This is a genomic window from Rhizobium terricola, assembly GCF_012927355.1.
Lineage (GTDB): Bacteria > Pseudomonadota > Alphaproteobacteria > Rhizobiales > Rhizobiaceae > Allorhizobium > Allorhizobium terricola.
Window position 1 is genome coordinate 200323 of record NZ_JABBGK010000001.1, and the last position, 12956, is coordinate 213278.

Genomic DNA, 12956 nt, shown 5'->3' on the forward strand with positions numbered 1-12956 from the left:
GCGCCTGGCAGGAACTGAATGTATCGATCAGGCAAAGGCAATGCGGCGGTGGACGCCGACGTCCGGCTGTTTCTCGTCCTTCAGATTGGCCTTGGCGATTTCCCAGCCGAACTTGAGCGGATTGCCGGTCGAGGCCCAGATCTCGCCGTCGTCGAGATGAAGGGCGAGCATGGTGAGCTTCGGATCGGCCTTGCCGCCGTCGTACCAGGCTTCGACGACGGAGTTCCAGTGCTCGTCGATCTTTGCCGGATCCTTGCGTTCGGTGAGCACGCCACCAAGGCAGGCGTGATAGTCGTGGTTCTTGCCGATGACGCAGAAGTGGGCCCGCGTGCCCGGACGCAGCGACTGGACCAGATGGGAATCCGTTTTGGTGAAGAACCAGATGGTATTCGTGGTCGGGTCGGCGAAGGGCGCCATCGGCTGCATATGCATGCCTGCTCCCTCGATGCCCAGCATCCCGGCATGAATGTCGTCGATCTCGTCCCACAGCTGTTTGGCCGGGGTCTCGCGGGCCTCGGTGAAGCTTGCCATCGTGTATCTCCTTCGATTGATGTCGTCAGACGATCAACGGGCGGAGGAGGGAGATGTTCCCGGTGCTCATGGCTCGAGGCGGTGTCCGCAAGCACAGTGTCGGGACCCGTTCAATGCCACGGTAATGCGGTGCGTCCCCTTGAACCGGTCGTGTTTCGCTCGTATAAGGCGCCATTCCTCACAATTAGACCTGATCAGGGGTGCCATGGCTGGCCATTCACAGTTTAAAAACATCATGCACCGCAAGGGCAAGCAGGACGGCATCCGTTCGAAGATGTTCTCCAAGCTTGCGCGCGAAATCACGGTTGCGGCGAAGACCGGTCTGCCCGACCCGACCATGAACGCTGCTCTGCGCCTTGCGGTACAGAACGCCAAGGCGCAGTCGATGCCGAAGGATAACATCGACCGCGCCATCAAGAAGGCATCGGGTGCCGATGCCGAGACCTATGATGCGATCCGTTACGAAGGTTATGGTCCGGGCGGTACGGCGATCATCGTCGAGGCGCTGACCGACAACCGCAACCGCACCGCCTCCAGCGTGCGCTCGATCTTCTCGAAGGCTGGCGGCGCACTCGGCGAAACCGGCTCGGTCTCCTTCTCCTTCGACCACGTCGGCGAAATCACCTACAAAGCCTCCGTCGGCGACGCCGACAAGGTCATGGAAGCCGCGATCGAAGCCGGCGCAGAAGACGTGGTGTCGGATGAAGAAGGCCACACCATCTATTGCGCCTTCGAAGACATGAACGAAGTGTCGAAGGCCCTCGAAGCCGTGCTCGGCGAAGCAACCTCCGTCAAGGCGATCTGGAAGCCGCAAAACACGATCGAAGTCGATGAAGAAAAGGCGACGTCGCTGATGAAGCTCATCGACACGCTGGAAGACGACGACGACGTCCAGAACGTCTATTCGAACTTCGAAGTCTCCGACGAGGTCATGGCCAAGCTTTCCGCCTGATTTTACGTCGCATCAATGGAAAAGGCCCGGTTGCGGATCGCAACCGGGCCTTTTTGTCTGGGACCATGGTGGTTGGAAGTTGCCCCTCATCCGGCTGCCGCCACCTTCTCCCCGTGAACGGGGAGAAGGTCGATGGTGTTGCCGCTCTGCTCCTTCGCCCCGCTTGCGGGGAGACGGTCCCGGCAGGGGGATGAGGGACAACCAGATTCGTGCTTACGCCGCCGCGCTCTTCACGCTGCCGATCACGCTGACCAGCTCGTTGACGATGCGTTCGACCTGCTCGCGGTCGTCGCCTTCCGCCATGACGCGGATCAGCGGCTCGGTTCCGGACGGACGGATCACGAGGCGGCCGTTTCGGGCCAGTTCGTTCTCGGCATCGGCGATCGCCTGCTTGACGGTCTTGTCTTCGAGCGGCTTGCCGCCGGAGAAGCGTACATTGCGCAGAAGCTGCGGCACGGGCTCGAAGCGGTGGCAGATCTCGCTCACGGTGCGGCCGGTCCGCTTGACGCAGGCGAGGATCTGAAGGGCCGCGACGAGGCCGTCGCCGGTCGTGCCGAAGTCGGACAGCACGATATGGCCGGACTGCTCGCCACCGACGTTGAAGTTGTGGTTCCGCATGTGTTCGACGACGTAACGGTCGCCGACCTTGGTGCGGGCGAGCGACAGGCCCTTGTCGGAGAGGAAGCGCTCGAGGCCGAGATTGGACATGACCGTTGCCACGATGCCGTCGCCGCGCAGGATCTGGTCCTGCGCCCAGGTCTCGGCGATGACGGCCATCAGCTGGTCGCCGTCGACCACTGTGCCGTTCTCGTCGACGATGATGACGCGGTCGGCGTCGCCGTCGAGCGCGATGCCGATATCGGCGCGCACTTCATGTACCTTTTTCTGCAGTGCCGCCGGATGGGTCGAGCCGCAGTCGAGGTTGATGTTGGTGCCGTTCGGCTCGTTACCGATCGTCACCACTTCGGCGCCGAGTTCCCAAAGTGCCAGCGGCGCGACCTTGTAGGCGGCACCGTTGGCGCAGTCGATCGCGACCCTCAGGCCATGCAAGGTGACGTCACGGGGCAGCGTGCGCTTGACGAATTCGATGTAGCGATAGATGTCGCCCTCGACGCGCTTGGCACGACCGATCTCGTGAGCCGGGGCAAGCTGGGCGTAGATGTCCTGTTCGAGAAGGTCCTCGATCTGCTTCTCGATCTCGTCCGACAGCTTGTAGCCGTCCGGGCCGAACAGCTTGATGCCGTTGTCGGCGAAGGGGTTGTGCGAGGCGGAGATCATGACGCCGATATCGGCGCGCAGCGACCGGGTCAGCATGGCGACGGCCGGCGTCGGGATCGGGCCGAGCAGGAAGACGTCGAGGCCGGCTGCGGTGAAGCCGGCGACCAGCGCGTTTTCCAGCATGTAGCCGGAGAGGCGGGTGTCCTTGCCGATCACGACGCGATGACGATGATGACCGCGGCGGAAGATGGTGCCGACGGCAATGCCGACCCGCATGGCGAGGTCGGGCGTCATGGGAAACTTGTTGGACTGCCCGCGAATGCCGTCCGTACCGAAATAGCGACGTGTCATTAGTGCTCCTGCATGACCGGGGGCCGGCGCGGGGACGCGCGGCGGATGTGCAAGGCCTTGCGGCAGAACGCGGCAAGGCGGCTTCAATTGGCGTGCTCATGCCACAAAACGTGCCCAAGGGCACGTAAATTACCGTCAAAGGCCATTACATCTTGTGAGTAACAAAGAAAAAGGCCACCCGCCGCTTCCGGGGGTGGCCTCATGGTGTCGTCTGTCGACGATCAGTGCGGCTGGGGCTCGAGGCCGCTTTCCGGCTCGCCGCCCTTCGGGGCGTCCTTCTTGGAGCCAGTCGAGGGGACGGCAGAACCGCGGTTGGTCGGGCTGTCGTCGCCGAGATCGCGGGCCGGCTTGTCGCCGCGCAACAGCGCCTTGATTTCTTCGCCGGACAGCGTCTCGTATTCGAGCAGGCCTTCGGCCAGCGCGACGAAGTCGTCGTGCTTTTCGGTGATGATGCGACGGGCTTCGGTATAGGCCTCGTCGATCAGGCGGCGCACTTCGGTGTCGATCTTTTGGGCGGTCGATTCGGAAACATTCTTTGACTGCGACACCGAATGGCCGAGGAAAACTTCCTGCTGGTTCTCACCATAGGCGACCTGGCCGAGCACGTCGGAAAAGCCCCATTGCGTGACCATGGCGCGGGCAAGCTTGGTGGCCTGCTCGATGTCGGAGGAGGCGCCGGAGGTGATGTTCTCCTTGCCAAAGGTGATTTCCTCGGCGACGCGGCCGCCCATCATGATGACGAGGCGGGAGACCATCCACTTGTAGCTCATCGAGTAGCGGTCGCCCTCGGGGAGCTGCATGACCATGCCGAGCGCGCGGCCGCGCGGGATGATGGTCGCCTTGTGAAGCGGGTCGGCGACCGGCACGTTGAGCGCGGTGATCGCATGTCCTGCCTCGTGATAGGCGGTCAGCTTCTTCTCGGCTTCGGTCATGGCGGACGAGCGACGTTCGGCGCCCATCATGATCTTGTCCTTGGCGTCTTCGAATTCCTGCATGGTGACGACGCGCTTGTTGCGGCGGGCGGCCATCAGGGCGGCTTCGTTGACGAGGTTCATCAGGTCCGCGCCGGAGAAACCGGGCGTACCGCGGGCGAGAACCTTGAGGTCGACATTCGGCGCCAGCGGAACGTTGCGGGCATGGACCTTGAGGATGCGCTCGCGGCCGACGATGTCCGGGTTGGGCACGACGACCTGGCGGTCGAAACGGCCGGGACGCAGCAGCGCCGGATCAAGAACGTCGGGACGGTTGGTCGCGGCGATCAGAATGATGCCTTCATTGGCCTCGAAGCCGTCCATCTCGACCAGCAGCTGGTTGAGCGTCTGTTCGCGTTCGTCATTGCCACCGCCGAGACCCGCGCCACGATGGCGACCGACGGCGTCGATTTCGTCGATGAAGATGATGCAGGGCGCGTTCTTCTTGGCCTGCTCGAACATGTCGCGCACACGGGATGCACCGACACCGACGAACATTTCGACGAAGTCAGAACCCGAAATGGTGAAGAAGGGTACATTGGCTTCGCCGGCGACGGAGCGGGCGAGCAAGGTCTTGCCGGTACCCGGGGGGCCGACGAGCAGCACGCCGCGCGGGATCTTGCCGCCGAGACGCTGGAACTTCTGCGGGTCGCGCAGGAATTCGACGATTTCCTCAAGGTCCTGCTTGGCTTCGTCGACGCCAGCCACATCATCAAAGGTGACGCGGCCGTGCGCTTCGGTCAGCAGCTTGGCCTTGGACTTGCCGAAGCCCATGGCGCCGCGCGAGCCGCCCTGCATCTGGCGCATGAAGAACAGCCAGACGCCGAGGATCAGGAGCATCGGCAGGAGCGTGCCGAGATAGCTCAGGAAGCCGGACGAGCCGTCGGTCTCGGGGCGAGCGACGATCATCACGTTCTTCGACTGGAGCTTTTCGAGCAGGCTGCCGTCGACCACCGGAGAATAGGTCTGGAAGGCGGTGCCGTTCTCGACATAGGTGCCGAGGACGCGGTTGCCGGTGACGGTGACGTCACGGACGCGGCCGGCATCCACTTCGCGAAGGAACTGCGAATACGGTATTTCGCGCGAGCTGGTCTGCGACGGCGACGTCTGGAACATGCTGAACAAGGCGATCAACAGCAAAGCTATGATCGCCCACAGCGCGAAATTCCGAAAATTTGGGTTCATCGAACTCCCCGAACATGTGTCGCGGACCGAAGCCCGCTGGATTATCGACTAACATAGGATTGCAGTGGGGCCTTGCCAAGGCAAAGCGGCCTTCACAATGCGTTTTCCGTCAATAACCCTTAAACGGGGGTGGGCATATAGGCCTTCCGTCCGAAAAGCCTTGCGACAGCATTCGCCAGTTGCAGGTCGAAGTCGGGAAGGAAGCGGTCGAAGAGCGGAAAGGCCGGTTCCACGCTGCATCGATGGGCCGCCTCCGAAGCCTCGCTCTCCTTTGATCCCGGTGCCGTGATCTGCGGCAGGACACGTGCCAAGTGGCGTATTTGCCCGGCGGTCAGCCGCATCTGCCGGTCGGCCGGCGGCGGCGAGGCCCCGGCCTCAATGACCCGGGCTTCGTCGTTCTGATTGGTGACCAGAAAACGGCCGTCCCAGATGCCGACGCTGTGCGGTTCGACCGTCAGCGGCAAAATATCGCGGGCCTCGCGGGTCAGGTAGATCCCGTCAGTCCGCGATACGACCAGTGCGCGTGACAGGGTCATGCGTCCTGGCAGATCGGTGACAGTGAGTGTCATCAGTCGGTCCATCGCGTCGGACGCGGGACGATGGGAGCGGCCACCGGCGATCGCCACTAGGGTTGCAAGCGCATGGCGGAGCACGGCGGGATCGGCTTTGCGCACGTCCGGTGCGAGCCGGAGGAGGGCGCCGGCATGGCATGTGGCGCAGCTATCGATCAGGGCTGCTGCTGCGTCGGAGAGGGCGCGACGTCCCGCACCTTCGACGTGCGGGGCGAAATCGACGCTGGCGGCGAGGCGATGCCGAACACGCACCCGCTCGTAGTGTGGGTCGGTATTGCTCGGGTCGTCGATCCAGCCGACCTGCTGTCCGGACAGCCAGGCGCGAATGGCGCTGCGGGAGACGCCGAGTAACGGGCGCAGGATCCACAACCGCCGGTCGTAAAGCGTGGCCTCGGCCATGCCCGCGAGGCCGAGATTGTCGCTCTGTGCCCGGGCAGCGCGCATGGCGATCGTTTCCTGCTGGTCATCGGCCGTGTGGCCGGTGACGAGGACATCCGCGCCTGATGCGGCAACTGCGTCGGCGAGCAGACGGTAGCGCGCGTCGCGCGCAGCAGAGGAAAGGCCAGTCGCCGGCTTCTCGCCCGTCCAGACCAGCGTTCGATGGGGAATGCCGAGGCGGTCGCACATCTCGGCCACTGCCTGTGCCTCTGCGGCGGATTCGGCGCGTAGCGCGTGGTCGATCGTGGCGGCTGTCAGGCTGTGGGAATATTTGCCGGTGTCGAGCGCCTGTTTCAGCGCGAGCAGGAGGCCGGTCGAGTCGCTTCCACCGGAGACGGCGGCGAGGAGGCGGGTTGGGCAGAGCAGGGAACTCAGGAATCGCTCAGCGGCGTCAAAGGGCGCAAATTCGCGCATCTCATCGACGGGCGAGCCGGGCTGCGACAAATCAGCAGCGCAGGCGTTTCTGTTCGCCGGCAACCTTGGCGACCACGGCACGCGAGGCCTTGGGATAACGTTTCGTCACTTCGCGCAGCGTCGCGCAGGCGGTTTCGGTATTGTCGAGGGCTGCAAGCGACATGCCGAGCTTCAGGAGCATTTCCGGCGCCTTGGGAGAGGAGCTGTAGGTCTGGTGGGCGTTCAGGAAGGTCTTGGCGGCTTCGTTGTAGTTGCCCTGCGAATACTGCGCTTCACCCAGCCAGAAGTTGGCGTCGGCGATCTTGCCGCTCGTCGGGTAGCTCGTGATGAACTCGCGCAGTTCGCCCTCCGCCATGCCGTAGTCGCCGGAAAGGACATGACCGTAGGCGATCTGGTAGGCGTCCGCTTCCGAGCCGAGCGAGGCCGTCTGGGCGGGCTGCTGGGCCGGCTCCTGCTGCGGGGGCGTGATGGTCTCGACGCCGGGCAGGGGCGTGGAGCCGTTGTCGACGGCGCCATCGTTCAGCGATGCGGATTGCGGCAGGCCGTCCGCGTCGAGTTCGATCGAGCCGAGCGTCTGTTCGGGTTGGCCGAGCGAGGGGTCGGTCCCGGCATCGCTGCCGGGTGCCGGGTCCTGGGTGATGATCTCGGCGACGGAATCCGTCTGGCCGCCGTTCTGGACAGGCTTGTCCAGCGCACCGCTCTTCTTCGCGCCGCCCTTCTCGAGATCCTGGAAGCGGAACTCGTTGTCTTCCTGGGTCTTGCGCATCTGTTCCTGCATCTGCAGGATCTGGAAGCTCATTTCCTCGATGCGGCCGTTGAGGTTGCGGATTTCCTCTTCGAGCTGCTGGACGCGGATCGACGGATCGGCGCTCTGGGCGAGCTGGACCTGAGCCCGGTCACCGCCCGCATCGGCGGAGCGCACCTGCGGCACGACGGGCGGAGCGAGCAGTTGCATCGAACTTGCACTTCCGTGCAGGCCGGCCACAGACGCCGCTCCGAGCACTGCGGCCATGACAAGTCTTTTCATGTCATCTTTCCTGTTTTCATGAATCGCGGCGCCGGGTTTGGCGCAACCAGGAGATTTTTTCCAATTGCCGGTAAAAAGCAACCGAAGTTCGGCCAAAGTGTGGAGAAAACGAAAAGGCGGCCCCGAAGGACCGCCTCTCGAATTTCCAGCGCTCGAAGACGCCTGTTACATGCCGGCGCCGCCGAGAACGGTGACGGCGCGACGGTTCTGCGACCAGCAGGAGATGTCGTCGCAGACGGCGACCGGACGTTCCTTGCCGTAGGAGATCGTCTTCATGCGGCTTGCCGGGACGCCACGCGAAGCGAGGTAGTCGCGGGTGACTGCAGCGCGGCGGGCGCCGAGAGCCAGGTTGTATTCGCGGGTGCCGCGTTCGTCGGCGTGGCCTTCGACCGTGATCGCATAGTTCGGGTACTTGGCGAGCCACTGGGCCTGACGGTCGAGCGTCTGCTGGGCGTCGGCGCGGATCGAGGTCGAGTCGGTGTCGAAGAAGATGCGGTCGCCGACATTGACGGTGAAGTCCTGGGTCGAGCCCGGGGTGGCGGCGGAACCGTTGGCGCCGAGGCCGAGGTCCGATGCACTGTTCGGCAGGTTCTTCTTCGAGGCGCAGCCTGCCAGAGCGAGTGCCATCGTCAGGGCGAGGACAGCGGGGTTGCTGGCGATCTGCTGCATGCGGCTCTTGGCCGGAGTGTGAATGCGGCTCATAGCCGGTCTCCTTGATGTCTTTCCGTTAGGGTTGCCGGACTTTAACCATTCGAGGTTAACCAGCGTCCAACGAACATAGTTAATGAAGTGTCAAAACACGGCCGGAACGCGCTTCCTTGCCGCGCTTTACGGCAAGAAAGCGGCGCGATTGCGGCCTATTCCAGCAGCGGCGACCAGGCCGGGTCGGAAGCGAAGGCCGGGGTGCGGACCAGCTGCTCGTTGTAGCCGCTGAGATCGATCGAGTAGAGCTGCGGCCCGCCTGCACCCGCCGACTGGCGGAAGAACATCAGAACGCGGCCGTTCGGCGCCCAGGTCGGGCCTTCGTTGTGGAAGCCGGTGGTCAGGATGCGTTCGCCCGAACCGTCGGTCTTCATCACGCCGATCGAAAACTTGCCGCCCGACTGCTTGGTGAAGGCGATCAGGTCGCCGCGCGGAGACCAGACGGGGGTCGAGTAGGAGCCTTCGCCGAAGGAAATGCGCTGCTGGCCCGAACCGTCGGCGCCCATCACGTAAAGCTGCTGGCGGCCGCCGCGGTCGGATTCGAAAACGATCCGGCTGCCGTCCGGCGAGTAGGACGGCGAGGTATCGATCGCCGCCGTCGAGGTGAGGCGGGTCGTGGTGCGCGAACGCAGGTCCATCGTGTAGATGTTGGCGTTGCCATCCTGCTGAAGGCTCATGATGACGCGCTGGCCATCAGGCGAGAAGCGCGGCGAAAACGTCATGCCGGGGAAATTGCCGACGACTTCGCGCTGTCCGGTTTCCAGCTGCAGCAGGTAGACGCGCGGCTGCTGGCCTTCGAAGGACATGTAGGTGACTTCCTGGCGGCTCGGCGAGAAGCGCGGCGTAAGCACGATGTCCTTGGAACCGGTCAGCATGCGGACGTTCTCGCCGTCCTGGTCCATGATGGCCAGCTGACGCTTGCGATCGGTCTTGGGGCCGCTTTCCGAAACGAAGACGACGCGGGTGTCGAAATAGCCCTTTTCGCCGGTGATGCGCTCATAGATGGCGTCGGCGATGATATGGGCCACGCGACGCCAGTTCTCCGGCTGGGTGAAGAACTGCTGGCCGGTCATCTGCTGGCCGGCGAAGGTGTCCCAGAGGCGGAACTCGGCGCGCAGGCGGCCGTCGGCCTCCTTGCTGATGCGGCCGACCACCAGCGCCTGGGCGTTGACGACCTTCCAGTCCTCGAAGCGCGGTGCTTGGTCCGGGTTGGAGATCTTCTCGATGAAAGCGGCCCGATTGACCGGCGCGAACAGGCCCGAGCGCTTGAGGTCGGCTTCTACGACGGCCGAAATCTTGGCGCCGATGCCGTCGCCGGAGATGAAGTCGGTGATCGCGATCGGCAAGGGTTCGACATTGCCCTTGTTGATGTTGATCTCGACGACGGCGCTTGCCGGGGTGGCGAAGGCGCCGGCCATGCCGACGACCACCATCAGGGTACGAAAGAAGTTCAGTTTCATCATGAGTTCCAAGCCTTTTTAGCTTTTACATCATCTCGCTGGGGTCGAAGTTCACGACGACCTCGGACCAGGCGTCATATTTGTCGGGTGGAAGATTGGTGAAAGGGGCCGAGCGCAGGATCGCGCGTCGGGCACTGCCCATCATGACTTGCTGGGTGGACGCTTCGCCGCCGCTGGCGCTCACCTCCGGCTCGCCGATCAGGTTGCCGGATTCATCGAGCTTGAAGCGAACGGTGATCACCATGCCGTCCATGCCGGCAAGGCCCGGGATGAAGGACCAGTTGTTCTGAATGGCGCCCTTCAGGGCATCCATCTCGCTCTGGCTGAGCTTCGAGCCGCCGGTCGTCTTCTTGCCGCCGAAGGCCGCCTTGTCCTGCGAGGCCTTGGCACCGCCGGCAGTCGGATCGTTCTTGTTCAACAGGGCCGCAACCTCGTCCGCGTTGAAATCGCTCTCCTTGGTGGATTTCGACTTCGCGGTTTCCTGGGTCTTGGTGTCCTTCTTCTTGTCCGGCGACTTCGGCGCTTCGGCCTCGGTCGGCTTGCTCTCAGCGGGCTTCGTTTCGGCGGGCTTCGGCTTTTCGGGCTTCGGCTTGGCCGTCGGGACCGGCACGCTGTCGGGCAGGGGGATCTCTTCGGCCTGAGCCTCTTCCGGCTTCGGCTCGCTTTCGGCCGGCGGCTTGGGCTCTGGCGTCACCTCGGGCTTCGGCGGCTCGGCCTTGGCGACCTCGGTCGGCTTCGGCGTGTCGGCGACCGTCTCTTCCTTGATGATGTCCTTGATGTCGTTGCTCTGGTCGTCCTGGGTCGGCTGGACCTTCTCGACCTTCTCCGGCGCTGCGGAGGACTCGGCATTGGTCGGCTTTTCGGCCGGCTTGGGGACGGACTTCAGGTCGACCTTGTTCTCGCCGACGTTCTCGGCGTCGGGAACCGACGTCGGCTTCTTGGTCGGGACGGGAGCGGATTTCTCGGCGACCGGCGCGGTCTTGTCGCCCTGCTGGATCTGGGTGATCTCTTCGATCGGGACGATGTCGACCGGCAAGGCCTCGACGTCGGCGACGTCGAAGGATTCGGGCGCACTGATGCTGACCAGCGCCCAGGTGAGCGCCAGTACATGCAGAACAGCCGAAGAAATGAGACTGCCTCTCATTTTAGCCGATCACTTGTCCTGTTCTTGCAGCGTCACGAGGCCGATGTTCTTGAAACCGGCCGCGGAAATGCGTGCCATCACCTTCATCACGGTGCCGTAGGCGGCGGCGGTGTCGCCGCGCACATAGATGCGTTCGTTGTAACCGGTGGTGGCGATGGCTTCGAGCTTGGCGACAACCTCGTCGATCGCGATCGGCGTTTCCTGCAGGTAGATCTCGCCTGCGGGATTGACCGAGATCGTGATCGGCTGGGTGTCGGAATTCATCGCCTTGGCCTGCGTTTCCGGCAGGTCGATCGGCACGCCGACAGTCATCATCGGTGCCGCGACCATGAAGATGATCAGCAGCACGAGCATGACGTCGACGAGCGGCGTGACGTTGATCTCACTGACGGGCGCGCGCTTGCCGCCGCGCCTTCCACGACGGCCGCCGCCGCCACCGCCCGATCCAACTGACATTCCCATTTATGCGTCTCCGTAAGCGAAGCGGTTACTGCGCCGCCTGGCGAGGCTGAAGCTTCTCATCGATCTGGCGCGAAAGGATGGCGGAGAATTCGTCGGCAAACCCTTCCATGCGGGCGGTCAGCTTGCCTGCCTCGCCGGAGAACTTGTTGTAGGCGATAACGGCCGGGATAGCGGCAACGAGGCCGATCGCGGTGGCGAGCAGCGCTTCGGCGATACCGGGGGCAACGACGGCGAGGTTGGTCGACTTGGAGCCGGCGATCGCCTGGAAGGAGGTCATGATACCGACGACGGTACCGAACAGGCCGACGAAGGGAGCGGCCGAACCGATGGTGGCGAGCGAGGCGAGGCGGGCTTCGAGCGTTTCCGACTCACGTGCGAGCGTCACGTCCATGGCGCGGTCGATACGCATCTGCAGGCCGATCGGCGAGCGGGCGCCGCGTTCGAAGCTCTTCTTCCACTCGCGCATGGCGGCGACAAACATGGCGGCAAGGCCTGTGTTGTTCCGCTCGGCCAGTGTCCGGTAGAGTTCCTCGAGCGACTGGCCGGACCAGAAGACCTGTTCAAACTGGTCAAACTGCCGGCGCGCCCGCGAATAGCTCATGAACTTGTCGATGACGATCGCCCAGGTCCAGACGGATGCGGCAAGCAGGCCGAGCATGACCAACTTGACGATGAAGCCTGCCTGCATGAACAGAGCCCAGAGGCTCACGTCATGCGTTGCCGCTGCCAAACCAACTTCTTCCATCGCTCTCAAATCCCCGAAATCCAAACGCCCGGCGCATGACCGGGCGGTGAAATAGCTCTATTGCCGGATTGTGCGGTGCTCTAGCCGAACGCCCTTATCCCGCTTCAAGCTCCCTGTTTGCCTTCTTGCCCCGAAATTTGGTCAAACGAAGGCGTGCGTTGCACAAATCTGCACGGGGGCAGTAAGGCATCATTATGGTTAAAAGAGAGTTAGCATTTGATAAACTGCCCCGGCGCCTCAGCCGAGGAAGCGCTGGGCGAGACCTTCGGGCAGCCGGCGGGGGCGGCCGACCCGGTTGACCACGGCGATCACGACCTTGGCGGCGATCAAGAGCTGATCGTCGCGGCGGATCTCCTGTTCCAGGACCATCTTGGCACCACCGGCCTTGGTCGTCGTCGTGCTGATTTCGAGCACGTCATCCATACGGGCCGGTGCCTTGAAGTCGATTTCCATGCGATGCACGACGAAAACCAAGCCCTCCTCATCGATGCCTATGAGTGCGCTCTGTTCCACGCCGAGACAGCGCAGATAGTCGGTGCGGCCACGCTCGAGGAAATGCAAATAGCGGGCATGATAGACGAGGCCGGAGAAGTCGGTATCTTCATAATAGACCCGCTGGGTGAGCCGATGACCCTGTTCGCCGAGTTCTCCACAAAGTGAAATTCTCATTTCTTTCATTCTCTTACCTGGTTCTGCACACGCTGTGCATCTTGACGGAGCCGGCGTTTCCGGTGTCGATTGTAGTTCTGTCACAAACTGGCATTATCAGATTTCCGACCTAACC

At 63.3% G+C, this 12956-nt stretch carries 12 protein-coding genes; 1 reads left to right on the forward strand and 11 read right to left on the reverse strand.

The window, feature by feature from the left end:
• Positions 1-27 precede the first annotated feature (27 nt).
• Complete coding sequence (locus HHL25_RS00870; protein ID WP_169586336.1) at positions 28-531, reverse strand: pyridoxamine 5'-phosphate oxidase family protein; 504 nt, start codon at positions 529-531, stop codon at positions 28-30.
• 205 nt (positions 532-736) lie between these two features.
• Between HHL25_RS00870 and HHL25_RS00875 the strand changes: the two genes are divergently transcribed.
• Positions 737-1483: a YebC/PmpR family DNA-binding transcriptional regulator gene (locus HHL25_RS00875; protein ID WP_169586338.1), complete on the forward strand. Its 747-nt coding sequence runs from the start codon at positions 737-739 to the stop codon at positions 1481-1483.
• A 213-nt stretch (positions 1484-1696) separates the two neighbouring features.
• On the opposite strand, the gene glmM is transcribed toward HHL25_RS00875, so the two are convergent.
• The 10 genes from glmM to ybgC all read right to left on the reverse strand — a co-directional run bounded on the left by glmM (position 1697) and on the right by ybgC (position 12850).
• Entirely contained in the window at positions 1697-3052 is a 1356-nt protein-coding gene (gene glmM, locus HHL25_RS00880) for a phosphoglucosamine mutase (RefSeq protein ID WP_169586341.1), read from the reverse strand.
• A 221-nt stretch (positions 3053-3273) separates the two neighbouring features.
• Positions 3274-5208 carry an ATP-dependent zinc metalloprotease FtsH gene (gene ftsH / locus HHL25_RS00885; RefSeq protein WP_169586342.1) on the reverse strand — a complete coding sequence of 645 codons (1935 nt, stop codon included), beginning with the start codon at positions 5206-5208 and terminating at the stop codon, positions 3274-3276.
• A 119-nt stretch (positions 5209-5327) separates the two neighbouring features.
• Positions 5328-6632, reverse strand: a complete 1305-nt coding sequence (gene tilS, locus HHL25_RS00890; protein WP_169586350.1) for a tRNA lysidine(34) synthetase TilS — start codon at positions 6630-6632, stop codon at positions 5328-5330.
• Positions 6633-6663: 31 nt separating this feature from the next.
• Entirely contained in the window at positions 6664-7659 is a 996-nt protein-coding gene (gene ybgF / locus HHL25_RS00895; RefSeq protein ID WP_169586352.1) for a tol-pal system protein YbgF, read from the reverse strand.
• Positions 7660-7824: 165 nt separating this feature from the next.
• Positions 7825-8361 (reverse strand): peptidoglycan-associated lipoprotein Pal, encoded by a 537-nt coding sequence (pal, locus tag HHL25_RS00900; RefSeq protein ID WP_169586354.1) that lies wholly within the window; start codon positions 8359-8361, stop codon positions 7825-7827.
• Positions 8362-8516: 155 nt separating this feature from the next.
• The gene (gene tolB, locus HHL25_RS00905; RefSeq protein WP_169586356.1) at positions 8517-9824 is read right to left on the reverse strand and encodes a Tol-Pal system beta propeller repeat protein TolB; all 1308 of its coding nucleotides are present in this window, start codon (positions 9822-9824) and stop codon (positions 8517-8519) included.
• 22 nt (positions 9825-9846) lie between these two features.
• Entirely contained in the window at positions 9847-10965 is a 1119-nt protein-coding gene (locus tag HHL25_RS00910) for a cell envelope integrity protein TolA (RefSeq protein WP_169586357.1), read from the reverse strand.
• A 9-nt stretch (positions 10966-10974) separates the two neighbouring features.
• Entirely contained in the window at positions 10975-11427 is a 453-nt protein-coding gene (gene tolR, locus HHL25_RS00915; RefSeq protein ID WP_169586359.1) for a protein TolR, read from the reverse strand.
• Positions 11428-11452: 25 nt separating this feature from the next.
• Positions 11453-12172 (reverse strand): protein TolQ, encoded by a 720-nt coding sequence (gene tolQ / locus HHL25_RS00920; RefSeq protein ID WP_169586361.1) that lies wholly within the window; start codon positions 12170-12172, stop codon positions 11453-11455.
• Positions 12173-12409: 237 nt separating this feature from the next.
• Positions 12410-12850, reverse strand: coding sequence for a tol-pal system-associated acyl-CoA thioesterase (gene ybgC, locus HHL25_RS00925; RefSeq protein WP_169586363.1), 441 nt, complete (start codon positions 12848-12850; stop codon positions 12410-12412).
• Between the last annotated feature and the right edge of the window lie 106 nt (positions 12851-12956).

Excerpts from the sequence above, each read along its gene's own strand:
- tilS (WP_169586350.1), bottom strand. The coding sequence starts at position 6,632 with ATGCGCGAATTTGCGCCCTTTGACGCCGCTGAGCGATTCCTGAGTTCC.
- HHL25_RS00910 (WP_169586357.1), bottom strand. The coding sequence starts at position 10,965 with ATGAGAGGCAGTCTCATTTCTTCGGCTGTTCTGCATGTACTGGCGCTC.
- tolB (WP_169586356.1), bottom strand. The coding sequence starts at position 9,824 with ATGATGAAACTGAACTTCTTTCGTACCCTGATGGTGGTCGTCGGCATG.
- HHL25_RS00875 (WP_169586338.1), top strand. The coding sequence starts at position 737 with ATGGCTGGCCATTCACAGTTTAAAAACATCATGCACCGCAAGGGCAAG.
- tolQ (WP_169586361.1), bottom strand. The coding sequence starts at position 12,172 with ATGGAAGAAGTTGGTTTGGCAGCGGCAACGCATGACGTGAGCCTCTGG.
- ftsH (WP_169586342.1), bottom strand. The coding sequence starts at position 5,208 with ATGAACCCAAATTTTCGGAATTTCGCGCTGTGGGCGATCATAGCTTTG.
- ybgC (WP_169586363.1), bottom strand. The coding sequence starts at position 12,850 with ATGAAAGAAATGAGAATTTCACTTTGTGGAGAACTCGGCGAACAGGGT.
- tolR (WP_169586359.1), bottom strand. The coding sequence starts at position 11,427 with ATGGGAATGTCAGTTGGATCGGGCGGTGGCGGCGGCGGCCGTCGTGGA.
- glmM (WP_169586341.1), bottom strand. The coding sequence starts at position 3,052 with ATGACACGTCGCTATTTCGGTACGGACGGCATTCGCGGGCAGTCCAAC.
- ybgF (WP_169586352.1), bottom strand. The coding sequence starts at position 7,659 with ATGAAAAGACTTGTCATGGCCGCAGTGCTCGGAGCGGCGTCTGTGGCC.
- HHL25_RS00870 (WP_169586336.1), bottom strand. The coding sequence starts at position 531 with ATGGCAAGCTTCACCGAGGCCCGCGAGACCCCGGCCAAACAGCTGTGG.
- pal (WP_169586354.1), bottom strand. The coding sequence starts at position 8,361 with ATGAGCCGCATTCACACTCCGGCCAAGAGCCGCATGCAGCAGATCGCC.